Origin of the sequence: Bacillus sp. AFS012607, assembly GCF_002558005.1 — a bacterium.
GTDB lineage: Bacteria > Bacillota > Bacilli > Bacillales > Bacillaceae_G > Bacillus_A > Bacillus_A thuringiensis_S.
On record NZ_NTVM01000012.1, the window covers coordinates 273,981 to 299,335 of the forward strand.

A 25,355-nucleotide genomic window follows, 5' to 3' on the forward strand; every position below is an offset into this window, starting at 1 on the left:
ATATGCTTACAATGAAAGATGTTATTCGCGAAGGAGATCCTATTTTGCGCAACGTTGCAGAAGATGTTTCATTACCGGCAAGCGAAAAAGATACAACTACCCTAAAAGAAATGATTGAATTTGTAATAAATAGCCAAGATCCTGAAATGGCTGAAAAATATAGTTTACGCCCTGGAATCGGATTAGCGGCTCCGCAAATCGGTGTTTCAAAAAAAATGATTGCAGTTCATGTAACCGATGCGGACGGTACATTATATAGCCATGCATTATTCAATCCAAAAATCATTAGCCATTCTGTTGAACGTACATATTTACAGGGCGGTGAAGGCTGTCTATCTGTAGACCGCGAAGTACCTGGTTATGTTCCTCGTTATACAAGAATTACAGTAAAAGCAACTTCTATTAACGGGGAAGAAGTAAAATTACGTTTAAAAGGTTTACCAGCAATCGTATTCCAACACGAGATTGACCATTTAAATGGCGTTATGTTCTATGACCATATCAATAAAGAAAATCCTTTTGCCGCTCCTGATGATTCCAAACCTCTAGAGCGATAATAATAAAGAGGCGGAAGTTAATCTTCCGCCTCTTTATTATGAAATGGGTTCCATATTCACTTATAGCAATCCAGCCCACTTTAGTCCATGATATATACCGTCTTCACTAACATCCTTTGTCACATGATTTGCAAGTTTTTTCAAGTCTTCATGGCCATTTCCCATCACAATACCTGTGCCAACGGCTTCGATCATTTCTAAATCATTTAAACCATCTCCAAATGCATACACTTGATCACGATTAAAACCTAACTTTTCAATGTATTTCTCAATTCCTTTTGCCTTAGAACCACCATTCGGAATGATATCCATTGAATATGCATGCCAACGAATAAAATGAAAATCTGGATAATGATTAATAAACTTTTCCTCTTCATTTACTTCACAAAAAAGTAGTGTTTGATAAATATTACGTTCCTCATAAAAATTAGGCTCATATGGTGGATGCTCAAAGTTTAAGCTTCCAAAGCCTTCTTTTACATAATCATGATATTCCACTGATGCTCTCATATCTTGATGGTCAAGATATACAAGTGGATATCCTTCTTGTTTTGCAAACTGAGTAAACTTATGTAAAGAATCTGGATGTAACGGATTATTAAATATTACCTCATCTTCAAAGACAACGTATTGTCCATTAAAACTAACATAATTATGTATATCAAGTTCCTTACGAATATCTTCGAACATAAATGGCGCGCGCCCTGTCGCAATTGCTACATGTACACCTTTTTCTTGTAACTGTTTTACTGCATCTCGTGTAGATTGTGGAATTTTTTTATCATGATCTAATAATGTTCCATCAATATCAAAAAAGACAATTTTATCATTCATTTGTCAAAATCCTTTCTGGCACTCTATATTCCTATTTTGAATATCACTTTTCAAATTCTAAAAAAAAGTATAACATATTAAACATCTGTGAAGAAAGCGTTCCCTTTCTGACCTTATTTGTAAACTTTGCATATATATATTAGTAAAACATGTGGATACTTGTTCGGATGAATTTTCTTTTCCATTCTTCCTCATACTATACCTATAACTAACGGCTACTAATCGTTACTATAGAATAACTTTCACTGTATGGGAAAGGACAAGACTCACCATTCACTTTTGTCCTATCTCTTATATCAGAGATAGAATTTTCACTAGTAATATGCATGTTTAAAATAAGGAAAGGAAGGAGTAATCATGCTGAAGAAGCTGAAGAAAAAGCTCAAGCGTTATTTAAACGGTCTAGTCCGTAAAAAGACAATCGCTTAAATTGTGCCCATTTCGGGCTTTTTCTTCATTCTCATTCGAAAAAACATGAAAATCGTGACTGTTTGCTTTATAATAAGTAACAGATAATGCAAAACATAGACAAGGAGAGGTTTTCCAAATGATTTTTAAAGTATTTTATCAAGAAAAATTAACTGAGGTTCCAGTACGTGAAAATACAAAAGTTTTATATTTAGAGGCTACGTCTGAAAAGGATGTTCGTACAAAATTAAATAAGTTCGCATATAATATCGAGTTTGTTCAGTCTGTTACTGGCGCTCATCTTGAATATGAAAAAGAAAACGCTGATTTAACATTAGCGGAAATCGTATAGCGATATGAAATTTCTAAAAAACGACCAAGTTGCTGTATTTGCTCTCGGTGGGCTTGGTGAAATCGGTAAAAATACATACGCTGTTCAATTTCAAGATGAAATTATTATAATTGATGCTGGAATTAAATTTCCAGAGGACGAACTTCTCGGAATCGATTATGTAATACCAGACTACACTTATTTTGTGCGAAACGAAGATAAAATTAAAGGGTTATTCATTACACATGGTCACGAAGATCATATCGGCGGAATCCCTTACCTATTACGTCAAGTGAACATCCCGATTTACGGCGGAAAATTAGCAATTGCACTCATCAAAAACAAATTAGAAGAACACGGCTTACTTCGTAAAGCAAAACTTTACGAAATTCAAGAAGATGACGTTATTAAATTCAAAAAAACGTCTGTATCCTTCTTCCGTACAACTCACAGTATTCCAGATTCGTACGGCGTTGTTGTGAAAACACCTCAAGGTCAAGTTGTTCATACAGGTGATTTCAAATTTGATTTCACACCAGTTGGTGAACCAGCTGATTTAACAAAAATGGCTGAAATCGGTAAAGATGGCGTGCTATGTCTATTATCTGATAGTACGAACAGTGAAGTTCCAAACTTTACTATGTCTGAGCGTCGCGTTGGTGATAGCATTCAAGACATTTTCCGTAAAGTAGACGGACGGATTATATTCGCAACCTTTGCATCAAATATTCACCGCTTACAACAAGTTATTGAAGCTGCTGTTGAAAACAACCGTAAAGTAGCTGTGTTTGGTCGAAGTATGGAAGCAGCGATTGAAATCGGACAAAACCTTGGTTATATTCGTTGCCCGAAAGATACATTCATAGATGCATCTCAACTAAACCGCTTACCAGCTAATAAAGTTGTTATTTTATGTACAGGTAGTCAAGGTGAACCGATGGCAGCACTTTCACGTATTGCAAACGGTACACACCGCCAAATTCAAATTATTCCTGGAGATACAGTTGTTTTCTCTTCTTCACCAATTCCAGGAAATACAATTAGCGTAAGTCGTACAATTAACATGTTGTACCGCGCTGGCGCTGATGTAATTCACGGGAAACTTTCAAATATCCATACAAGTGGACACGGTGGGCAAGAAGAACAAAAGTTAATGTTACGTCTAATTAAACCGAAGTACTTCATGCCAATTCATGGTGAATATCGTATGCAGCGTATGCACATGAACATAGCAAATGATTGTGGTATCCCTGAAGAAAATTGCTTCATTATGGATAATGGCGATGTTCTTGCTTTACGTTCTGATGAAGCTAGCGTAGCTGGAAAAATCCCATCTGGTTCGGTCTACATTGATGGAAACGGTATTGGGGATATCGGCAATATCGTATTACGAGATCGTCGTATCCTTTCTGAAGAAGGACTTGTAATTGTAGTTGTAAGCATTGATATGAAAGAATTTAAAGTTGCAGCAGGACCTGATATCATCTCACGCGGTTTCGTTTACATGCGTGAAAGCAGCGATTTAATCAATGATGCACAAACATTAATTACAACTCATTTAGAAAAAGTAATGGAGCGTAAAACAACACAATGGTCTGAAATTAAAAATGAAATTACAGACACATTAGCTCCATTCCTATATGAGAAAACGAAACGCCGTCCAATGATTTTACCAATCATTATGGAAATATAAGAAAAAGGACAATGCTATGAAGGCATTGTCCTTTTCTTTTCTCTTATCTTAAAAAGTGTTTAAATCGATCCACTTCATCGTCATGACCAATGACAATTAATATATCTCCTGCTTGAATATTCTCCGTAGCCCGAGGGGATACGATAACTTCTTTACCTCGTTTAATTGCTACAATATTCAATCCAAACTTCGCACGAATATCTAATTCAATTAAAGAGTGCCCATCAATTTTTTTATTCGCAATAATCTCTACAATACTATGCTCATCTGAAAGCTCAAGGTAGTCTAACACATTGCTTGATGCAATATTATTAGCAATCCTTTTTCCCATATCACGTTCTGGATGCACAATATGATCTGCACCTATTTTACTTAACACTTTTTCATGATAATCATTTTGAGCTTTTACAGTAATATTTTTTACACCCAACTCTTTCAAAATCAAAGTAGTTAAAATACTTGAATTTAAATTATCTCCAATAGCAACGACTACGTGATCAAAATTTCGAATACCAAGGCTTTTTAATACCATCTCATCTGTTGAATCTGCAATTACAGCATGCGAAGCTATATTTGCAAATTCATTAATTTTATCCTCATCTGAATCGATTGCCATTACTTCCATACCTAATTGAGCTAGTTCTCGGCAAATACTTCCACCAAAGCGACCAAGTCCAATGACAGCAAACTCTTTTTCTTTCTCACCCACAGGAATTCCTCCAATAACTTCAAGTACTATTTATTTTCAGTGTAACACACTTTATATGCGTCACAAAAACTGTAATTAGCTCTTATTTTTGTTTTTGTATATAAAAATATTGTTGCAAGTAAAAAGCGATACCAACAAGTAACATAGCAAATACAAATATATTTCCAAACGAACTAAATGTTTCAAAAACGAATAATAATGTTTCTTGACCAAAAAAGGCAAATAGCAGCTGTATGAATGCAAATAACAACGCCCATATGTAATGATTTTGATGAAATAAATAATGCGTTGCACCTAAAAAAGCAATAAACGAAAAGATAAAGATCCACCAATTTTCTAAAAATAGTTGCCAATTAGAAAATTGATATCCATTTACTAATATCGCAATAAGCGCGATAACTGCCATCGTCGGCACACTCCAAAATAATGCCCGTCCTCTAAAGAAACGAGTGCCTTTAACATCTCCTTTTTCATGTGCAATATATGTTAGTACTACTGTGCTTATATACAAAACAGAAAGAATTGTTAAAACGATAATGAGCCAAAAATGTAATTGATAATATTCATGTTCTATATTTGTCACGATTGCAGCTAACATACACGGAATTAACATTCCCGTCCAACCATCTACTTTTCTTTCATTCCAAAAGACCGTATTACCAATCCTTATTCCTAACAGCATAAAAATAATGATACCCAATACAAATAACGTAGTTTTATTCCCTACTAAACTCGTTGAGAAAGCAATTAATCCAATAAATAAAAAGAGCACAAACCCATTCATAATTTCTAGTACAGGTGATAAATATCTCTTCACCCATTTGTATGTTTCGTCATATTCATTATTATCTACTAGACGATAGGCATAAAAACTTATCCCAAAATAAACCGCCGCAATAATAACATACGCATATAAGACGAAACATAAAATCGCACTGCTAATTTGCACGTAATTCCCCACCCTTTTTTCTATGTTTCACATTGATTTTACACACTTTTCATACTAAAAGTAAACATATATAAGTTAGTCAAATAATTAATAATGAGCAGTGGCTAAAAACCCCCTGCTCATTATTAAAACAGTCCAATTAACTTTATTCTTTCATTTGTATGTAAACGCCTAAAATCAATCTATACGAGCGTTACTTACACCTCAGAACAAAATTTTTTTTGGAAACTTCAAGAAAGCGGAAGTTTTATTTTCTATTCCCTTTCCACTTTACATATTGGCTTAAAAATGTAATTGCCTTTTCAATCACTTCTTCGTCTGGCTTTAATTTCGCATGATGTAAACCATATTCTGAATTTACTCCAAGCCAAAACATAAATCCAGGGATTTCTCGAAGCATATAACCAAAATCTTCACCTGTCATTGCCTCAGTACATGTAATAACATTCATATCTGTTTGTTTATGTACAAATTGCATAAACTCTCTCGTTAACTCTTCATGGTTATATACTTGATGATACATTGCTCCGTAATCTATAATCGCCTCACACTGGAAAGAAGCTTCGATACCTGCAACAATTGCCTCAATTCTGCTTTTCACACGCTTCATTGATTCTACTGATAATGTTCGAATCGTTCCTTCTAAACGAGATTTTTCTGCAATAATATTTTGAACCGTACCACCTGTAATTTTTCCGATTGTAATTACTGCACTATCAAGAGGATTTACATTGCGACTAATAACGGATTGAAGCTGTGTAACAAGATGACTCGCTGCAACAATCATATCATTTGCAGTATGCGGATAGGCAGCATGGCCACCTTTCCCTTTTAAATCGATATATAATTCTGAAGTATTGGCAAATAACAGTCCTTCTTTCGTTGCAATTGTCCCTACAGCGTATTCTGGTGCAATATGAAGACCAAGAATTATATTTGGTTTCCATTCTTTTAACTCTTCACTTTCTAACATAGGAAGAGCACCGCCTGGTCCTTCTTCTGCTGGCTGGAATAGAAATACAAGGTCATCATCTATTCTTTCGCTCACAGCTTTCGTTAGAAGGCCTAAACCGATTGTTGTATGTACATCATGGCCACATGCATGCATCATTCCTTCATGAATAGAAGCAAACTCATATCCAGTTTCCTCTGTAATTGGTAAACCGTCTATATCTGCACGATAACCTATTATTTTTTCTGGATTTTTTCCATTTACTTTAACGATTACACCCGTTTTCCATGTCTTCACTTCCACAAATTCATGAGAAAGCGTTCCTATATAATCTAAAATATACTGTTGTGTTTTCCATTCCTTAAATCCGATTTCTGGAATTCTATGTAGATCTCTACGAATTTGGACAAATTTGCTTACTGTCATTTTTGCACCTCTATCTATAAAAAGCGTAAGAGCCCATTTACGCTCTTACGCTTTTTTTTCTTTTTATTTCTCTGGGTTTAATTGACGAAGCTCTTGTTTAATTTCTGTTTTTGCTTTTGTCTTCTCATCAATTTCTTTAATTACACGTGCTGGAGTACCTGCAACAACTGTGTATGGAGGCACATCTTCTGTTACAACAGCTCCCGCTGCTACAACTGCACCTTTACCTACTGTAACACCCTCTAAAACAACTACGTTTGCACCGATTACTACATCATCTTCAACGATAACTGGTTTTGCAGAAGGTGGCTCAATAACACCTGCAAGTACAGCACCTGCACCTACGTGACAGTTTTTACCGACTGTTGCACGTCCACCAAGTACTGCGTTCATGTCGATCATAGAACCTTCACCAATTACAGCACCAATGTTAATTGTTGCATTCATCATAATTACAGCGTTGTCACCAATTTCAACATGGTCACGAATAATAGCACCGGGCTCGATGCGAGCTTTAATACCTTTTAAATCAAGCATTGGGATTGCAGAATTACGACGATCGTTTTCTACAACGTAGTCAACGATGTGCTTATTATTCTCATCAAGAATTGTCTTAATTTCAGACCATTCTCCGAATAATACACCTGATTTTTTATTCACAAATGCTTGTACTGTTCCAGGGAATGTTACTTCTTTTAAATCCCCTTTTATGTATACCTTTACAGGAGTTTTCTTTTCACTTTTTTGAATAAACGAAATAATTTCGTTAGCGTCCATCATTTTCATTCTTGTTGCCTCCTAAATCCATTTATAATGTTACTCTACCAAACGAAAGAGCGAGTAGCAAGATAATAATCTTATTTTTCCCTTTGAATTTCTTCTATAATTTCTAAAAATGCTTGTACTTGCTTCAACTGCCTTGCTGAGTCACTTGTTAACAACCATGTTTCTCTCGTCAATTGAACAGGTGTTTTATACATATTTTCCTGTACTTCCTTTAAAACAGTAGAAGGTAAAAGGGCATAACCTATACCATTTAAAACAAGTTGTTTGCATGTTTCAATTTGGTCAACTACAATCGTTCGCTTAGGCGGATTAGAAAATAAACCATACCACCAATTTTGTATTTGTCCATAATAAGTCGAGTCACTTTTAAATTGAATGAACGGCCTATTTGTTTCTTTTAGCATCGAAATATCTTTTATTTCTTTATCAACTAAATACAGTTCATCTTCAAATAATTTTTGCTTTTGACCTTTATATTCTTGTGTTCCCCTCAGTATAGCAACATGAACGTCTCCTTCATAAAACTGCTTTTGCACTTCACTACTCCATCCAGTAAACAGCGATATCTTTACAGAAGGATATTTATGCACAAACTTTTTCAAAACAGGAGGAAGCCAATATTGACCAATAACTGATGCAACAGCTATTTTTAACGTTCCATGAGTTTCCGTTCTAAAAACAGCTAGCTCACTTTTTATATCCTCTTCCTTTTGCAACATTTCTTTGGCATAATTTGCAACTTTTTCCCCTTCAGGTGTAATTGTCAATCCTTTTTGTGAGCGAATAAAAAACTTCATTCCCCATTGTTTCTCCATAGATTGTAATCGTTGACTCAGCGCAGGTTGGGAAACAAATAAACGTTCCGCCGCTTTTCTCATATTTGATTCCTGAGCTAACACAACCATCATTTGAAAATCATCAATTTGCAACTTTCTCCCTCTTTCCTTAGCTTCCATACACCTTATTTCAACAAGCTTTCATTTAGAAAATACAATTTTCCAGCGCAAACTTTCCTTATGTTTTATGTCTTTTTAAATATAATACATACACAAGTGATATGCACGAAAAAAAGTGACTTCTTCGTTTCTATGAAGTCACTTTTCTCACGTTATCGATTATGTTGCCTTACTTTCTTATTCAACAATTTTAAAATAGCACGACGTGTTAAAATCCCCTCAAAATAGCCTTCTTCATTAACAGCACAAATAAAAGGATGATCAATTGTCATTTCTAAAGCTTTTGCAAATGAATCTTCTAATTTAAGAAAAGGTATATCTTCCTTCATCACCTGCTCTACTTTCATATCATCAAGTCTTTCAAACTCAATACGCTCTAATCCTAACATACCATCTAATATCATGGCAGTACTAATCAAACCATGTAATTTATACATTGGATCTAAGACAGGTATCGCCGAATATCCAGATTTCACAAGAACGAGTAAAGCATGTTCTAAACCATTTCCAATTTGGACATGAGCTACTTTTTCCGATGAAATCATTAAATCCTTCACAAGAATTTGTTGAAATTCGTCTTTCGGAATACTAATCATATTACATCCCCCATTTTCCCTTTTTCCTGCTTATGTTCATAACTCTATTCACATTTTATGACAGCGTTTTCATATTATTATTTTGTCCTAAATTTATTTCAATAAAAATACAATCACACAGCTATTTTAGCATACAGCACAAAAAAAAGACTACCATTCCGGTAGCGCTTAATACCCTTTATTTTTTAATCTGTAAAATAACCTTGTGATTTTTTTATATTGCATCACATCCGTCTGTTTCAAACCATTCTCAATATCTGTAAGTTCCACAGCTAAAATTTCACTTGCATAATTTTGCTGAAATAAAATATCTAGTAGTAAACTTTCTTCTTCCTTCGTTAAAACAACTTCCCTTTGCATATACCCCTCTCCTTACAATCGCATCGTTACTCTTATTATATAAAAAATTTAACCTATTTAATAGATGTAATATTCAGTTTTTACCAAAAGATATGTAGCAATTGTAAACATACAAAAAGTCATTTCGTATATCGATTTGCATAGCTAAACGCCGCATAAGCATCCGGCTTAATTTTTGCAGTTAATCCCATCGCTCGAATTTTTTCTGTCATATCTAAAATAAATTCCTTTGTTAAACCATCATTCCCAATGTCTAAATGAATTTCCATTATGAATCCAGCCCCATCTTGAGCATAAGGATGCAATAACTCCCATATTGTTTGTATATGAGTAGGTGTAAATAGACATGCGATTTCTTGACTAAACTGCGTTTCTAAATATATTTTCTCACGTAAGGTTGCTGGCTTATCTTTTACTGATCTATGGTGTAAACAACCCCAGGCACCTTTTCCAACACGATGAATATGGATTGCTGTAATAAACCTCGTATCCTTTTGATGTGCTTGCGAGTCTGTCCCAATGGATAATCGATATAAATTTCGTGGATCCTTTTCAATGAAACTACAAATACGGCTAAAGACCATATCAAAATTTAAATGTCTCTCTGAAACATTGTAAAATTTATGTGCACCGTCCACAGAGTCACGTCCTTTCAATTAGACAGACTTTTCGTATTCTCATTGTATGGGACAAAAACTAAAATTATAACTTCCTATCCTTTATTCGTTTCAATATTTCGAATTACAAAGTGACAAACTTGGCACGTATAAATTACATTTTGATTAGATTGAGCCGTTAATACATGAGTAATCTCAGCAGAGCTTTGACAATTAGGACAAATCACAACTGGTAAATGTTCCATACGATAACCTCCTAGTTATATTTCTCCCACTATTTGCAGAACCCAGCAATTGTGAGAAGTTTAGCTTCACATATTCATCCGGTTGGCGGGACTACTTATCCACATGGATAGGCAAACTTACACAGATTAAATTTTCATTTTAATACCATTGTAGGAAAAATAAAAAAATTCTATACATTACGCTGGAAAGTAATAGAACTAAAAAAGGTACTGCCATATGGCAGTACCTTTTTTATATGTATCAAGAAATGATATCGTAAATCTCAATTGCAACCATGTCGATATTATCGAATTGGTACACTTGAGGTTTTTCACCTTGTTGATACACTTCTAACTCATACATTTCACTTTTATCGAAAAATTTCACGCTACATTTGCGCTCACCGTTCACTTCAAAATAGCGTTGTGCTACTTCACCGCTTTCAGCTTGTTCTTGTAGACTAACAAGTCGAGTTAAAATTCCTTGGAGTAGAGACATGAAATCTCTCCTTTCTCTGATCTTCCTACCAATAGGTTTTACAGCTATACTCATTCTATCCGTCATAACAGAAAAAATGTTCCACACTCTAGGATAAAGGTTATTGGCCAGAAACTCAACTAAAAATTTGTCGAAATGCGAAGGAAAAAACAGAAAGAACATATTTCCCCTTCTTTATTGCGGTTTTTATACTGGAAGAATATAATAAAAAACAGAAAAAAGGAGGAATTACAATGAAAAAAATTGAGGTTTATACACAACCTGATTGTCCGCCATGTGTTATTGTTAAAGAATTTTTGAAGCATAATAACGTTGCATATGAAGAATTTGACGTAAAAAAAGACGCTGCTGCTCGCAATCGTCTTTTAAACGACTATGATTCTTATTCAACTCCAACAGTCGTAATTGATGGCGAAGTAGTTGCAGGTTTTCAAATTGAAAAGTTACAAAAACTACTCAATATAGAATAGGAATAGGTAAATACCTATTCCTATTCTTATCCCGCTATTTGTAGGTAGTAAAACCCAAAAAATTTAGCTAAAGCAAAGGAGTTAGATGGGCTAGTAATCCCTCCCACTGATTAAAAGTTTCACTTTATAATTGTTGCAACCTTTTTATTTCAGTTAAGAGTTCCTGACTTTCATGATATCCTGCTAACTTCCATTTATCTTGATCCCTTTTCAATGTTACAATTTGATATTGTCCACTTTTTGTCCGCTCATATACATATAAATTTTTATGTTCTTCATCATACGATATTTTCGTTTCTGAATTAAAAGAAAACGGTGCTTCTTTTGCCGGAAGTAAATATTCACCACTTTGTTTATCACTTCTGCTATTTTCATCTGTAAACACTTGAAGGAAATTATCTGTAAAATACGGTGATAACGTCTCTATCATCTTATTCATCGGCAAATGCTTCCCACGAATTGAAAACTGGGTTTCATAGCCTTTTTGTATCGTTGTAAATACTTCTTTCCGATCAACTTTCACTTCCTCTTTCCCTAAAACAGTCGTAACACTATAACCAACTAGAAAGGCAACACATACAAATAGAACAAGCCATATTCCATATTTCCTCATTTTTTCACCTTCCTTTTAAAAGAACTTGTCTTTGTAGTATTCATTGTAACAATGATTATGCAAAGAAAGGACAGATTTCGTTCGTAAAATCTTTACAACGATAGACAGCATTTTCATCACCATTTTCACTATTACCAATTTATGATAAAAACAAACAAAAAATGCACGAATCTCTTCGTGCATTAAAATAAAACATCTTCTTCATATAAATATTCATAAGATAAATCTATAAATAAAAAGTTGTCATCATCTATTGGGAAAGAAAATGTTCGTACCATTTCGCCCGTTTCGATATCTGCATATAAATCTGAAAGCCTTGCCTTATTCTCAAAACGCATTTTCATGATATTCTCGAGAAAATACGGGCGCCAACTCCAGTTCTTCATATAATAATCCGGCATCACAATCCATTCTCCATCTTTTTTCATAACATTTCCTGATTGTTGGAAACCATCTTCATTACAAATAAATATACGAAAACTACACTGTGATACACTTTGACTAAATTGTAATAACCAATCATTTATATCTTCATTCTTTTTTTGTTTTGATAAAACATCGCCAATGCGATCGCGTAACATCTCTGTCAAATTATAAATTTTTTGTAACTTCTTCTTTTCATGCTGAATAAACTGATGACATTCATTACCAAGTCGCTCTTTCAAAACATTCGTTTCAATAAAATCAGGTAAACATTCTTTCAAATAATTACCTTGATAATATCTTCCGCCGTTCTTCCAAGCATATTGCAGTTGATAAAAAGCATCTATTTCTTCATATAACAAAGTTGCACCAATTCTTCTAGCAAGTAATGATAAAGAATATAAAATATCTTGATAAGATTGTAAAAGTGCTGTTTGCCTTAAATTCGTTAAATCTACTTTTAAAATATCAGGTGCTAACACGCTAATACGCTCTAAATTACTTGTGCCCGTTCCGACTTTATTAATCGAAATTTGAATACCATATGTACGATAATACATAAGCAAATGATTAAATTGCTCTATATCTTCTTTACATTCATGTTCTGTAATCTCTAAAACAATTTGTTTTAAATTTAAACCTTGTTCTTCATACCTCAATAAAAGTTGAAGCAAGCTTTCATCATCATCATTCATTAATACATTAGCATTCCGATGTATAAATAATAATAATTTTTGATCGCTTTCTAAATAACGATTTAAAGCTTTTTCTACTATAATATTATCCGCTTCCAGTTGAAATTCACTTGGAATCGAATCATCGTGAAAGAAAGAAGCTAAACTTTGTATGCCCTCTTCTGTTTGAATACGTCCTACTACTTCATATCCAATTACAGTATGCTCATCAGCACTAAAAATAGCTTGATAATAAGGAAGGACTTTATCCAAGTTACTCATTACATCTAATGCATCTATCAACGTGCTTCCCTCCCTTTACTTTTCAAAAATTATAACATGATATTTACGGAAAAATAATAAAAAATCCCTTCAGTTTTCCTGAAGGGATTAGAGGGGTAAAATGCTAAGGGGAATTAGCAATTCTACTATGAAGAAAAAAGAGGTCTTAAATATAACGTATATATGACCTCTTGTAAACACTTTTCTTTCATATGTCACAATTCCGTCACATTTAACCATAAAAAAATGAATCAAACATTCATTTTTTTATCCCTTTTAAAATGGATATTGATGTAAATGTTGTCCTCCATCCATTGTCATGCAAGTTCCATTTATGTACGCAGCTTCATCTGAGCATAAATAATAAGCTAGACCAGCGATTTCTTCTGGCGTACCCAGCCTTCCAAGCGGAACACTTTGTATCGTACGCTTAGCCATTTCTTCTGAAATCCATAATTTATCAGCACCGCCCGTACGTTCAATTGGTCCTGGCGCGATAGCGTTAACTCGTATTCCATATTTACGTCCCCACTCAACAGCGAGCGTCTTCGTCATCGCTAATACCCCTGCCTTCGCTGCAGCCGAATGAATAACTCCTGGACCTGCATCCCATGCATATGTTGCTACCATGTTAATGATATTCCCTTTTATACCTTTTTCAATCCAATATTTTCCGACAGCATGGCTACAGTAAAATGTACCGTTTAACACAATATTAATGACTGAATTCCAACCATTCACAGATAAATCTTCTGCTGGACAAATAAAGTTTCCAGCTGCATTATTTATTAAAACATCAATTCGACCAAACTTCTCATCAATCTGTTCAATCATTTTCTGAATGTCATCCGTATTTCTTACATCCATTTGTACAGGTAATACTTGCCCCGGAAATTGTTCAATTTCCAACTTTGTTTCCTCTAGTTTTTCCTTTGTACGTCCTGTAATAACAACTCGTGCCCCTTCTTTTGCAAAACGAGTCGCCATTCCTTTTCCCATTCCACTCGATCCACCTGTTATAATAACTACCTTCTCTTTCACATACATCCCCTCCAAAAAATGAATACACATTCATTTTATCACTTTATTTAATAGAAATCTTTATATTTTTAAACTTTTCTGATATTTTAATGTAAAGAATTTTCTTTTCATTCATTTTTTTTCGTAATCTATACTAAATTTTTATTATGTAAAGTATATTTTAAATAAACTGAAAGGAGATTCGAGTAGCCTATAAATGGAATAAAAACATTGAGGTATACTCATATTTTTATGAAGCACATTACAAGAAGAAATTTTTTAAAAATTGGTATGCGCACTTGTCTCTATTCATTTATAACCAGTGGCATTGGATACTACTATGCTAAATATATAGAACCCCATTTCATTTCTTTTACACAGCACACATTAAAATCACAACTCATCCCAAAAAGTTTTCATGGTATGAAAATTCTTCAATTCAGCGATTTACATCTTGGATACTATTTCTCGCTTCAACATTTATCTCAAGTTGTTTCTAAAATTAATGCTGTAAATCCAGATATTGTCCTTTTTACTGGAGATCTCATTGATAATTACCAAACGTATACTGACACTCCTTTCGTTGCATCCATTTTAAAAAATATACAAGCCCCCTTCGGTAAATTCGCTATTTATGGTAACCATGATCACGGTGGATATGGAACTGAATACTATGAGCACATCATGCGTGAATCTGGATTTGAACTATTGCTAAATAATGAAAAAAGAATTCGTCTAATGGATAATAGTGAGATTTCTATTTTCGGTCTCGATGATATACTACTAGGCAAACCCAAAATAGAGAAAACATTAGAGCATGCACGACAAAATACTTATAACATTGTTCTTGTTCACGAACCAGATATCGCGCCCCAAGTTTCCAGATATCCAATCAACTTGCAACTTTCTGGTCATAGCCACGGCGGACAAGTACAAATTCCTTTTTTAGGAGCTATTATTACACCATCACTCGCCAAAGACTATATTGAAGGCTTCTATACAATTCAAGATTTAACTCTCTATGTTAATCGAGGCCTAGGAAGAACGCGTGTTCCATTCCGTTTTATGTCAAAACCTGAAATTACACTTTTTACACTCCAACATTCGTAATAATTCGCCTATTTTCTTGCATATCCTTTCTTGTACGCGCTCATCCACGTTTCATTTACCATATGATGAAAGTGAGTCCAATAAAGGAGGTATGTTCATGTATCCATATTATCAACCAATCCCAGTCCGTTCAGCACCTATTGGTCCAGTAGGCGACTCACGCTTCTTCCCGTTTTTTGGCGTTCCCTTTCTAGCTGGAATTGCTGGTGGATTACTCGGCGGAGCATTAGCTTTCGGCCCTCGACCATTTTACCCACCTTATCCACCACCTTTCCCGCCGCCAGCACCTTATCCTTGTTACGGTGGACCATGTCAACAACCATACTATTACTAAGTTAAAATAACGATTATTTCAAATGTTATTCTCTCAACGAGCCACCTTATTACACGCTTATAATAAAACTATTGTTTCTACTCATCCTCCCATTTTGGGAGCATATGAGTAGAAAAAAGTAAAAACCTCTTATAGACATAAGAGGTTTTTACTTTTTTCATTATTCAGCATCTGTATTTTGATACGCCATCTTAAACAACTTCACTTGGCTATCAATTTCTTCTGTACTACCATTAATAACATAATAGTAATCACCATCTTTATTTTGTTCACGTGTTTTCACATTATCAGCTAATGTAAGCTGTAAAATCGCCTTAATTCGTGCCTTCATTTCAATATCTAATATCGGGAAAGATATTTCCACTCGCTTCTCCATATTTCGCGTCATCCAATCAGCTGAAGATAAATATATTTTCTCCTCCCCATTATGATGGAAATAATAAATACGGCTATGTTCTAAATATCTTCCAACAACACTAACTACACGAATATTTTCACTTACATTTGGAATACCAGGTCGTAGGCAACATGTTCCTCGAACAATGAGCTCTACCTTTACTCCAGCTTGTGATGCTTCGTACATTTTTTTAATTAATGGTTTATCTGTTAATGAATTCATCTTAGCGATAATATATCCATTTCCATATTGCCTATGATAACGGATTTCTTCATCTATTAAATCCATAAATTGTTCTCTTATATCAAATGGAGCAACAGATAAATGATGAAAATGTGGCTTTGTTGTATAACCACTTAAATAATTAAAGAAATTGGTTGCATCAACCCCAAAGTCTTTTCTTGATGTAATATATCCAAAATCAGTATATAACTTCGCTGTTGCATCATTATAGTTTCCAGTTCCAAGATGTACGAACCTTTCGATTTTTCCGTTTTTTCTTCTTACAACTAACGTAATTTTACTATGTGTTTTCAAGTGACTTACACCGTAAATAACATGACATCCTGCCTGTTCCAATTCTTTAGCCCAATGAACATTGTTTTCTTCATCAAATCTTGCCTTTAATTCAACTAATACCGTCACTTGTTTTCCCTTTTCAGCCGCTATCTTTAACGCCTGAATAATTGGTGAATCACCACTTACTCGATATAACGTTTGTTTAATCGCAAGTACATTTGGATCGTCTGCCGCATCACGGACAAAATCAACTACCGGCTGAAATGATTCAAAAGGATGATGTAATAAAATATCATGCTCAATTGCTTTTTCAAATACATCTTCTTCATCACCTAAATCTTGAGGCGGTTGCGGAATAAGAGCCGGATATACAAGATGTTCATATAAAGGAGCTAGTTTTTTATATAAAGAAAACAAACATGTTAAATCTAATGGCCCATCCATTATATATACATCTTCATCTTTTACTTCCAGAACCTCATATAATAACGCTAATACTCTTTCATCAATGTGTTCTTTCCCAACTTCTAAACGTACAGCCCCCCCCCACTTACGTTTTTTTAATTCTTTTTCAATTACCTTTAATAAATCTCTCGCACCTTCTTCATGAATCGTTAAATCTGCATTGCGTGTAATACGGAAACGAGTAACAGATGATACTGTATATCCCGTAAATAATTTATGAGTAAAGCTACTAATTACGTCTTCTAATAAAATAAATTTATGCTTTTGCCCTTCGCTCGGTAAAAATATGAAGCGCTCAAGTAATGAAGGAACTTGTACAATTCCTAGCTTCGTCCGATTCTCTTCCTCCGCTTGCTTCTCATCATATAAAAGAGTAGCTAAATTCAAACTTTTATTTAATAACATTGGAAATGGGCGATATGCATCAATAGCTACAGGGGTTAACACCGGAAAAATTTGCTCATCAAAATACTCTTCTATAAATTCTCGCTGCTCTTTCGTCAAATCATGGAATGTTAAACGTTCAATTCCCTCTAACTCAAGCGCTGGCAATACATAATTTTTAAATGTATCATATTGTACTGTCATTAGTTCATGGGCTTTTATCGCAATTTTATTTAGTTGCTTTTTTGGTGTTAAGCCAGCTTTATTTTCTGGCTGATTAAATCCAGCACTCACTTGATCCTTTAATCCCGCTACACGTACCATAAAGAATTCATCTAAATTCGAACTAAAAATACTAATAAATTTCAATCTTTCCAAAAGTGGATTTTTTCCATCTTGCGCTTCTTGTAGTACACGTTCATTAAATGCTAGCCAGCTTAACTCTCGATTATTGTAATAAGCTGTATCATTTAAATTTACTGCATTCCCCTTCGATAATTCCATTCTCTTCACACTTCCCCTTGAAACTTTTTTACTATAATTTAGTTAATTTTATTTTATCAAATTACAATATTACAAAGTGTAAATTTTTCGTAAAGACATCCGTACGACCTAATGTTTTAGTTCAAATAACAAGTTAATATTCGTTTTTAATACTCTTTCTAACTGTTTTTTTTGTTTTTCAGCTTGCACTTTTTCTGCTAATGCAGACTGTTCACATAAAACTTTAAACGTTAATGCCTCTTTGCTTTCTGTTATAGATATGGTTTCAACAAGCGATCGTTGCCTTGCATTTAAAGCAGCTGAAAATTGTAAAACAGCTCCTAATAGACGGATTTTTTTTTGTTCACTTTTATCAAACCAACCTTCAAATGGAGATAAATGTTGTTTAAATAGCATTTTTGATTTATAAGATGCAATAAGCGCTAACCTCACTCTATCTTTATGCATCATGCCATCAATTGTCTTATTCGCCAATAAATAAAACGTATGTAAACGGCTCGCTTCTTCGTCTATATATTTGCCTATATTAAATACTTTCGCTGCTTGATGGAATACTTCCCAGTCTTTTACTGACATAGAAATAAGCCCTATTTCCTCAAGTTGTTTGCAAATTAGTCTTCCATGTTTAATAAGTTGAATAACAAATTCCATGTCCATTTCGTATTCATGTGATAGTAAATGCAAACTTTCTTCAACTACGTTCGGATAATATGAAATCCCCAAATCTTTTGTCAACTCTTCATAGAAAACACCTTCTCTTAATCCTTTTCTACTTAATACAAATGCCGGTGCCTCTATAACATTAACAAGTGTATGAAATACTTCAACCGCTGGAATAATCGTATCCGCTCGATCTTTTGCCAATCCTTCCAATTTCTGAAGTTCTATGAACGACAATTTTTCCAACTCATCTTTTACATTTTCAATATCTTCTTCTTTCATCTTGTATAAATGTAATCCTGCTATAGGATAACATATTAAATTTTGATGGATTTTTACTAAGTTCCTCGCACTACCACCAATTGCAATAAGAGGCAATTTCTTATTGATGAACCATGGTAACGTTTGAAATTGAAATTCTAAATACTGTTGCATTCCCTCTAACTCATCTTTAGTAGGAATATCACCTTTAATAAATTGTTGCTTTAAAGAAAGTGCCCCAAAAGGAAAACTATGGTACTCTAAAATCTCTCTATTTCTAAAGTATGTAACTTCCGTACTTCCCCCACCAATATCTACCGTTATTCCTTCTGAAAACGATGTAGAATTCATAACCGCCAAGTATCCGTAACGCGCTTCCTCATATTCTGATAATACTCTAAGAGTAAAGTCCGTTTGTCCTTCAATAAGCTTTTTAATTTCCTCTTGATTCTCAGACTGTCTAATTGTTGCTGTTGCAACACAAAGTACATGATGCAACTGATGGAACCTTGTACTTTCTTGAAATTGAAATAATGTCTGTAATAATACTTCTATTCCCTCTTCATTCAACACACCATCAATTAAGTAATTCCTTAACCTAGCAACCACTTTCGTATTTTCAATCTCTTTATAAAAACCTCCATTTTGCTTTTCATAAATAACTAAACGCATTGTATTAGATCCAATATCTATAATGGCATACTGTTGTTTTAATATTTCTTTCAAACTTCTCACTCTTTCATTATCAAATTTCAAAAACATATTCTATTACTATTATACAAAATAGTTGTTTTTTGTAACAATATTGCTTTAATATTGAAAATATATACAATCACTTTTTGCATATAATAAAAACCTATTTTATTTATGCTATAATAATGAAAAATTGAAAGGAGATTCAATATGAAACCTTCACAACCACAATCTCAATTACAAAACCAACATTCTATTAATCGACTAGCCCAATCTATTTTCGTTGTGAATCGTCATGCTAAAGCAGCTACTAATCCTAAATATTTATACTGGTTAAAAAAGACAGCTTTAGAGCGTTTGATTGCTGAAAAAAAAGCAATTAAAGAAGGATTACATTTTTCTAGAAACCCACGTTTTAGCCAACAACAATCTGATGTCCTTATACGTTTAGGCGATTATTTTTTCCACATCCCTCCTACGAAAGAAGATTTTCGAATTCTACCGCATCTTGGTCATCTTGAATCCTCCTATCGAAATCCGAAAACAACCTTATCTTTAACAGTAGCAAAAAAAACACTTCAAGATTATATTGGGCCTGAAGCATTGAAACAAGAAAAAAAATTAAGTGAACCGGTTCCATGGTATAGTCGTACTTATACAAAAAAATAAAACAGTTTGGCCAAGTGTAGGCCAAACTGTTTTATTTTTTCTCTTCTTTAATTTTAATATTTGCTTGTTTATAAAAAGCTACTTTTTCTGTATTATAAGACTTTGTGAATTCATTAAATTTATCTTTTTCTGACTCAATATCCTTATAAGATTGATTTACTACTTTTACTTTTTCACTAATATCTTTTAATTTAGTACCTTTATCTTGTAACATTGTATATAACTCTTTTTCTTGTTTTAAAGATTTATTATAGCTGTCATACATTTTATTAAATGAATCGTGTCGTTTCTCATACATGCTTTTCACTTTATCAGCTTGATCTTTCAACTTATTATCTTCAATTTTCTTCACATACTTATCAGCTGACTTCACTTCTTCTTGCGCTTTATTTAAGGCCTCTTTTTCTTTTGTAAGTACTTTTTCTCGTTCAGTTGTATTCTTTGCTGCTTGATTCAGTTTTTCTTTAACAGTTTGATTATTATCTTTTCCTTCTTGCACAATCTGGTTATATAATTCTTGTCCTTCTTTCTCTAAAGTCTCAAGTTTTTTTGCATCTTCAAACATTGTTTTTTCTTGTTTAGCAGCGTTTTCAAACGCTACATATAATTCTTCTTCTGGTTTCGGTCCAAAACAACCGGCTAATAAAGTCATTGATAATGCAGTTATAATTGCTAATTTACTATATTTCAACATCTCTTCCTCCTACTTATAAACGACCATCGTGTAATATAAAAAAGTTATAAAATATGTAATTGTTCTATACACTCGCATCTTTTTTACGAAGATCATTAATATTGTTTGTACAAATTATTACTTAATATTACATTATTCTTTTTGAAGTATTTAGCAGTTCCATATCCATCTTTAAGTATAGTACTTCGTGTTCTTTAAAATCTGTTCACACTATGTATTACCTTAATGGCCACAGAATTTCACCTCAGTCTTAATAAGACTATAATAGTTCACCTGATAAAAGGTGATCGTTCCGCTCTCACGTCTATCATTCCCTTTCCAGCTTTCTATCAAATAATCTCTTTGTTCATTTTACACAGTACAATCGATATCTCGCAACAACTTACAAATATTCTTTTCATTTCCTAAAAAGGAAAAGTGTAGAGCTTGCTTTCCTCTACACTTTTAAAATAAAACACATTGTGCAAATTGCATTGACACTACCATCATAATTATATGCTTATTTCATATATTTTTAAAGACTTTTATTACAAACGCAGCGTTTTTTTGTAATAAAAGTCAAAAAAATGTTACAAATAAAACTTCTTCCTATCAAATATCTTCAAATCAAAGCTTCACTCATTTTCTTGCAAATTTCTATACTGGTACAATTGATTTTGCGACTTTCTCAACAGTTCTTCAAACGTTTTTCCTTCTACTGGATAGCTAGCTGCTCCAAATAAAAGAGTGACACTGAGTAAATCACCTTCTATTTCACTTTCAATATTTTTCATTAATCTGTTTGTTATTGTTGATGTTTCATGACCATTATCAATTGCTACAATAACATACTTATTTTCATCCCACTTTGTAACAACATCTCCCTTCCGAATTGACTTTACAATGGTACTCTCTAATTTTTGTACTAACACTCCCAATTTTTTTTCTTGCAACGTGTCTTTTAATCCTTCCCATTCTTTTACAGAAAGAATGTAAACTGTAATATTACGGGAAGCTCTTTCAGATAAAGCGGCTACTTTCCCAAAAAAATCAACAACAAAATCGTTGCTTGCCATTCCTCCTACTTCTTCATTCATACGCTTGTTCGCTCTTTTATCGTACCAATGTCCAAAATAATAACTTAGTATCATTTGCAATATATAAATAATAAAGACGGTATAAAATGATCGTGAATCCAGTTTTGCAATTACATCCTGAAGTGCAATCCATTCTGTAACTGCCACTGTATTTCCAAGTAATAATCCACTAATTTTCCCTTTATGTTTCATACTTCTCCCCCTTTTATACCAATATATGTTTCTATATCAATAATGTTTTTCTACCAAATAAAAAATGTACATATCCAATGTACATTTCTGCTTAAGCTTGTATACCTTTTCTACTCTATTTCATATATATAATATATAACTTTTATAGAAAGGAGTAATCTATATGCTACAAAAAGAGAATCTATCAGATGCTATGCGGTTACTAGCTGGTTTTCTATTATCATTAAAATTATTATTTACCTCTTTCGGCATACACTTTATTACAAACGATCAAATTGACGCTATTGTTAATGTTGTTTCATTTTTATTTATTCTATACTTTGGCTACAAAAATAACTATGTAGGAAAAAAAGGAATGGAGCAAAAGAAAATACTCAAAAAACACAACCTTCACTAAAAAAAGGAACCTTTTGTACAGGTTCCTTTTTATTATTGACGCACAACAACTTCATTTGTTTGCAGTGGACCATATGATATCTCTTTATCTTGAAATGTATATGTAGCCTGAAAGAATGCTTGTTTAAGAGCTTTATCTTTATTAGCTTTTATTTTACAACGTAGTTCCACCTTTTCATTCGGTAACAAATCATCAATTCGCCACCTTACAAGCTGGAATAAAAACTCACTTATCCCCTTATCAACTTTTAAAGAATTAGGAATATAAGCAAAGTAATCTCGAATCATATGACTTACAACAACTCTCGAAATCATTTCTACCCCTTTATTTTCCACTTCAATTCTCATAATAAGTATGTCGTTTACATCGTAGGTCAATTCATACGAAAATTGTTCTGTATACATACTACCAATTTTTAATGTAACGGCTACTTGAGGAAATTCATTTTCCTTTTTCGATCCGTCAATCCACAATACTGGTTGTAGCGGTATTGAATACTTTCCTGTATCCGAAATTCGTCCCCATATTTTCATAATATATATTCACCTCATTTCAGATGTATCATACACACAATGAATTCCCCAAATTACTAAAGCTTACTACAAGCAATGTTTAATATTTCTCTTCCTTTTATCCTATTCGACAATATGAAGAAAAAACCATTTTTCATCTATTAACAGAAGGTGTTCTTAATGAAATTTTTTTACAATTTACTTTATGGCAATATTCAATATGGCTCACTCGTTCTCTACTCATACGAAAGAATATTTTGACGGAAGAAAAAGTTTGCCTTATAGTCAAATTTGACTATAATATTCTTTATGGCATATCAGTGCACTTATGGAAAAGAAATTAAAATCACCTATACATTTAAATTTTTTATCCACTGCACTCAAAACTTAATATAGTTTACTTATTTCTAAAGGAGGGTTATATTTGGAAACTCAACCATTAAAAAAAGACGCCAACAAGACAAAATTTGTTGTTGCTGGTTTACTGCTTGGTATATTAATGGCCGCAATGGACAATACAATCGTTGCAACCGCAATGGCAACAATTGTTGGAGACTTAGGAGGATTTGATAAGTTTGTTTGGGTCACATCAGCTTATATGGTAGCAACAATGGCAGGGATGCCTATCTTCGGGAAACTTTCTGATATGTACGGGCGGAAACGTTTTTATATTGGTGGCCTCATTCTTTTCTTATTCGGTTCTGCGCTCTGCGGAACAGCTTCAAGTATTGAGCAATTAAGTATTTATAGAGCTATTCAAGGTATCGGTGGTGGTGCCCTTATGCCTATCGCCTTCACAATTATGTACGATATCTTCCCACCAGAAAAACGTGGGAAGATGACAGGACTATTCGGTGCTGTTTTCGGGACCTCTAGTGTATTCGGTCCTTTATTAGGCGCTTATATTACAGACTATATAAGTTGGCATTGGGTCTTCTATATCAATATTCCATTAGGACTTATCTCCTTTTTCTTCATTACTAAATACTACAGTGAGTCTCTAGAATTTAGAAAACAAAAAATTGATTGGGCTGGTGCTATTACACTTGTCATAAGTATCGTTTGCTTAATGTTCGCATTAGAACTTGGTGGTAAGGAATATGCCTGGAATTCCACTGTAATTATTGGCTTATTTACAACAGTAGTTATTACGCTTATTATTTTCTTCTTTGTAGAACGAAAAGCAACCGAGCCTATTATTTCGTTCCATCTATTTAAAAAACCTTTATTCGCAGCTAGTCAAGGAGTTGCCTTTTTCTATGGTGCCGCTTTTATTATCTGTACAGTTTATATTCCAATCTTCATTCAAGGCGTTCTTGGAGGTTCCGCCTCTAATGCCGGATTAATTTTAACACCAATGATGGTTGGTTCTGTAATTGGAAGTCAAACAGGAGGACAATTAGCTTCTCGAACAAGCTATCGTAACATTATGATGGTATCTGGCGTCTTCTTCGTTCTTGGTATTTATTTATTAAGTACTTTAACAATGGATACACCTCGTTTACTCGTAACACTATTTATGATTCTCGCTGGGCTTGGTGTTGGCTTCTCATTCTCAGTATTAAGTATGTCTTCTATTCACAAATTAGAAATGCGAGACCGTGGTTCGGCAACATCAACAAACTCATTCTTCCGATCACTCGGTATGACTCTTGGTGTAACGATTTTCGGTACAATTCAAAATCATACTTTTACAGATAAACTAAACTCTGTGTTCCCCCCTGAACTAGCAAAATTAGCTCCAAAAGGTGGAGACACAAGTTTCTTATTATCGCCAGGCGCTACCGCAAAAATTCCTGCTGAAATATTAGCGGGTATTAAAGAAGCTCTCGCTACATCTATTGCGAACACATTCTTCTGGGCACTTATTCCGGCTGTACTAAGTATTATTTGTATTTTACTTATGGGAAATGAACGCCTCTTTACAGGCCCTAAAAAGAAAGAAAAACAAAAGCAAGTCAGTTAATATAAAAAAGAAGCGGCATATCCCTTTATGAAAAAGGATATGCCGTTTATAATATGTATAAAGTTAATCTTTAATCAGTGGCGGTTTTGTTCATCCCCCACTGATTATTAATTGAACCAATCGGGCTTTTACGGACAGCCCGC

Annotated in this window: 28 protein-coding genes; 9 read left to right on the forward strand and 19 right to left on the reverse strand. The window is 33.7% G+C overall.

Annotated elements, in window-relative coordinates:
• Positions 1-2: 2 nt before the first annotated feature.
• Positions 3-557 carry a peptide deformylase gene (gene def / locus CN409_RS14745; protein ID WP_000957043.1) on the forward strand — a complete coding sequence of 185 codons (555 nt, stop codon included), beginning with the start codon at positions 3-5 and terminating at the stop codon, positions 555-557.
• A 60-nt stretch (positions 558-617) separates the two neighbouring features.
• On the opposite strand, the gene CN409_RS14750 is transcribed toward def, so the two are convergent.
• Positions 618-1,391 carry a Cof-type HAD-IIB family hydrolase gene (locus CN409_RS14750; RefSeq protein WP_000998271.1) on the reverse strand — a complete coding sequence of 258 codons (774 nt, stop codon included), beginning with the start codon at positions 1,389-1,391 and terminating at the stop codon, positions 618-620.
• Positions 1,392-1,938: 547 nt separating this feature from the next.
• Between CN409_RS14750 and CN409_RS14760 the strand changes: the two genes are divergently transcribed.
• A complete protein-coding gene (locus CN409_RS14760; protein WP_000576435.1) occupies positions 1,939-2,151 on the forward strand; it encodes a DNA-dependent RNA polymerase subunit epsilon in 213 nt (70 codons plus the stop codon).
• A 4-nt stretch (positions 2,152-2,155) separates the two neighbouring features.
• On the forward strand, positions 2,156-3,823 hold the full coding sequence (rnjA, locus tag CN409_RS14765; RefSeq protein WP_000670375.1) for a ribonuclease J1: 1,668 nt from the start codon (positions 2,156-2,158) through the stop codon (positions 3,821-3,823).
• A gap of 43 nt (positions 3,824-3,866) precedes the next feature.
• Here rnjA and CN409_RS14770 read toward each other — a convergent pair whose 3' ends face one another.
• The 10 genes from CN409_RS14770 to CN409_RS14815 form a co-directional block, all read right to left on the reverse strand.
• Positions 3,867-4,532: a potassium channel family protein gene (locus CN409_RS14770; RefSeq protein ID WP_000504032.1), complete on the reverse strand. Its 666-nt coding sequence runs from the start codon at positions 4,530-4,532 to the stop codon at positions 3,867-3,869.
• An 82-nt stretch (positions 4,533-4,614) separates the two neighbouring features.
• Positions 4,615-5,481 (reverse strand): cytochrome C oxidase assembly protein, encoded by an 867-nt coding sequence (locus tag CN409_RS14775; protein ID WP_086396387.1) that lies wholly within the window; start codon positions 5,479-5,481, stop codon positions 4,615-4,617.
• Between the two features lie 247 nt (positions 5,482-5,728).
• A complete protein-coding gene (locus CN409_RS14780) occupies positions 5,729-6,859 on the reverse strand; it encodes an N-acetyldiaminopimelate deacetylase (RefSeq protein ID WP_000218671.1) in 1,131 nt (376 codons plus the stop codon).
• A gap of 63 nt (positions 6,860-6,922) precedes the next feature.
• Positions 6,923-7,645 carry a 2,3,4,5-tetrahydropyridine-2,6-dicarboxylate N-acetyltransferase gene (dapD, locus tag CN409_RS14785; protein ID WP_097981367.1) on the reverse strand — a complete coding sequence of 241 codons (723 nt, stop codon included), beginning with the start codon at positions 7,643-7,645 and terminating at the stop codon, positions 6,923-6,925.
• A gap of 71 nt (positions 7,646-7,716) precedes the next feature.
• Positions 7,717-8,601, reverse strand: a complete 885-nt coding sequence (locus CN409_RS14790; protein WP_003261853.1) for a LysR family transcriptional regulator — start codon at positions 8,599-8,601, stop codon at positions 7,717-7,719.
• A 152-nt stretch (positions 8,602-8,753) separates the two neighbouring features.
• Positions 8,754-9,197 (reverse strand): cyclic-di-AMP-binding protein CbpB, encoded by a 444-nt coding sequence (gene cbpB, locus CN409_RS14795; protein WP_000623573.1) that lies wholly within the window; start codon positions 9,195-9,197, stop codon positions 8,754-8,756.
• A 168-nt stretch (positions 9,198-9,365) separates the two neighbouring features.
• Positions 9,366-9,557, reverse strand: a complete 192-nt coding sequence (gene abbA / locus CN409_RS14800) for an antirepressor AbbA (RefSeq protein WP_001188692.1) — start codon at positions 9,555-9,557, stop codon at positions 9,366-9,368.
• Positions 9,558-9,676: 119 nt separating this feature from the next.
• Entirely contained in the window at positions 9,677-10,195 is a 519-nt protein-coding gene (locus tag CN409_RS14805) for a ribonuclease H-like YkuK family protein (RefSeq protein ID WP_000348492.1), read from the reverse strand.
• A 74-nt stretch (positions 10,196-10,269) separates the two neighbouring features.
• Positions 10,270-10,419, reverse strand: a complete 150-nt coding sequence (locus CN409_RS31870) for a hypothetical protein (RefSeq protein ID WP_000400650.1) — start codon at positions 10,417-10,419, stop codon at positions 10,270-10,272.
• A gap of 241 nt (positions 10,420-10,660) precedes the next feature.
• Positions 10,661-10,897: a YkuJ family protein gene (locus tag CN409_RS14815; protein ID WP_000055151.1), complete on the reverse strand. Its 237-nt coding sequence runs from the start codon at positions 10,895-10,897 to the stop codon at positions 10,661-10,663.
• A 233-nt stretch (positions 10,898-11,130) separates the two neighbouring features.
• Here CN409_RS14815 and CN409_RS14820 point away from each other — a divergent pair, with 233 nt between their 5' ends.
• On the forward strand, positions 11,131-11,367 hold the full coding sequence (locus CN409_RS14820) for a glutaredoxin family protein (protein ID WP_000717872.1): 237 nt from the start codon (positions 11,131-11,133) through the stop codon (positions 11,365-11,367).
• A 124-nt stretch (positions 11,368-11,491) separates the two neighbouring features.
• On the opposite strand, the gene CN409_RS14825 is transcribed toward CN409_RS14820, so the two are convergent.
• The 3 genes from CN409_RS14825 to fadH all read right to left on the reverse strand — a co-directional run bounded on the left by CN409_RS14825 (position 11,492) and on the right by fadH (position 14,400).
• A complete protein-coding gene (locus tag CN409_RS14825) occupies positions 11,492-11,980 on the reverse strand; it encodes a DUF3993 domain-containing protein (RefSeq protein WP_001233816.1) in 489 nt (162 codons plus the stop codon).
• A gap of 182 nt (positions 11,981-12,162) precedes the next feature.
• Positions 12,163-13,380, reverse strand: coding sequence for an EAL domain-containing protein (locus CN409_RS14830; RefSeq protein ID WP_000564306.1), 1,218 nt, complete (start codon positions 13,378-13,380; stop codon positions 12,163-12,165).
• A gap of 255 nt (positions 13,381-13,635) precedes the next feature.
• The gene (gene fadH / locus CN409_RS14835) at positions 13,636-14,400 is read right to left on the reverse strand and encodes a 2,4-dienoyl-CoA reductase (RefSeq protein ID WP_000660913.1); all 765 of its coding nucleotides are present in this window, start codon (positions 14,398-14,400) and stop codon (positions 13,636-13,638) included.
• Positions 14,401-14,631: 231 nt separating this feature from the next.
• Here fadH and CN409_RS14840 point away from each other — a divergent pair, with 231 nt between their 5' ends.
• Both CN409_RS14840 and CN409_RS14845 read left to right on the forward strand, forming a co-directional pair.
• On the forward strand, positions 14,632-15,489 hold the full coding sequence (locus CN409_RS14840; RefSeq protein ID WP_002082238.1) for a metallophosphoesterase: 858 nt from the start codon (positions 14,632-14,634) through the stop codon (positions 15,487-15,489).
• A 97-nt stretch (positions 15,490-15,586) separates the two neighbouring features.
• Complete coding sequence (locus tag CN409_RS14845) at positions 15,587-15,823, forward strand: hypothetical protein (RefSeq protein WP_000283738.1); 237 nt, start codon at positions 15,587-15,589, stop codon at positions 15,821-15,823.
• Positions 15,824-15,983: 160 nt separating this feature from the next.
• Here CN409_RS14845 and CN409_RS14850 read toward each other — a convergent pair whose 3' ends face one another.
• Positions 15,984-18,092 carry a polyphosphate kinase gene (locus tag CN409_RS14850; protein WP_000423553.1) on the reverse strand — a complete coding sequence of 703 codons (2,109 nt, stop codon included), beginning with the start codon at positions 18,090-18,092 and terminating at the stop codon, positions 15,984-15,986.
• Positions 18,093-18,200: 108 nt separating this feature from the next.
• The gene (locus CN409_RS14855) at positions 18,201-19,775 is read right to left on the reverse strand and encodes a Ppx/GppA family phosphatase (RefSeq protein ID WP_052658738.1); all 1,575 of its coding nucleotides are present in this window, start codon (positions 19,773-19,775) and stop codon (positions 18,201-18,203) included.
• A gap of 141 nt (positions 19,776-19,916) precedes the next feature.
• Here CN409_RS14855 and CN409_RS14860 point away from each other — a divergent pair, with 141 nt between their 5' ends.
• A complete protein-coding gene (locus CN409_RS14860; RefSeq protein ID WP_000804864.1) occupies positions 19,917-20,375 on the forward strand; it encodes a YkyB family protein in 459 nt (152 codons plus the stop codon).
• Between the two features lie 31 nt (positions 20,376-20,406).
• Here the strand turns inward: CN409_RS14860 and CN409_RS14865 are convergent, their stop codons facing one another.
• A complete protein-coding gene (locus CN409_RS14865) occupies positions 20,407-21,069 on the reverse strand; it encodes a YkyA family protein (RefSeq protein WP_000922470.1) in 663 nt (220 codons plus the stop codon).
• 614 nt (positions 21,070-21,683) lie between these two features.
• The gene (locus tag CN409_RS14870; protein WP_000680815.1) at positions 21,684-22,337 is read right to left on the reverse strand and encodes a diguanylate cyclase domain-containing protein; all 654 of its coding nucleotides are present in this window, start codon (positions 22,335-22,337) and stop codon (positions 21,684-21,686) included.
• Between the two features lie 163 nt (positions 22,338-22,500).
• Here CN409_RS14870 and CN409_RS14875 point away from each other — a divergent pair, with 163 nt between their 5' ends.
• Entirely contained in the window at positions 22,501-22,734 is a 234-nt protein-coding gene (locus CN409_RS14875; RefSeq protein ID WP_000939448.1) for an SPP1 phage holin family protein, read from the forward strand.
• A 32-nt stretch (positions 22,735-22,766) separates the two neighbouring features.
• Here CN409_RS14875 and CN409_RS14880 read toward each other — a convergent pair whose 3' ends face one another.
• Positions 22,767-23,267 carry a hypothetical protein gene (locus tag CN409_RS14880; protein WP_000708116.1) on the reverse strand — a complete coding sequence of 167 codons (501 nt, stop codon included), beginning with the start codon at positions 23,265-23,267 and terminating at the stop codon, positions 22,767-22,769.
• A gap of 403 nt (positions 23,268-23,670) precedes the next feature.
• Here CN409_RS14880 and CN409_RS14885 point away from each other — a divergent pair, with 403 nt between their 5' ends.
• Positions 23,671-25,212, forward strand: coding sequence for an MDR family MFS transporter (locus tag CN409_RS14885; RefSeq protein ID WP_097981369.1), 1,542 nt, complete (start codon positions 23,671-23,673; stop codon positions 25,210-25,212).
• Positions 25,213-25,355: the final 143 nt, after the last annotated feature.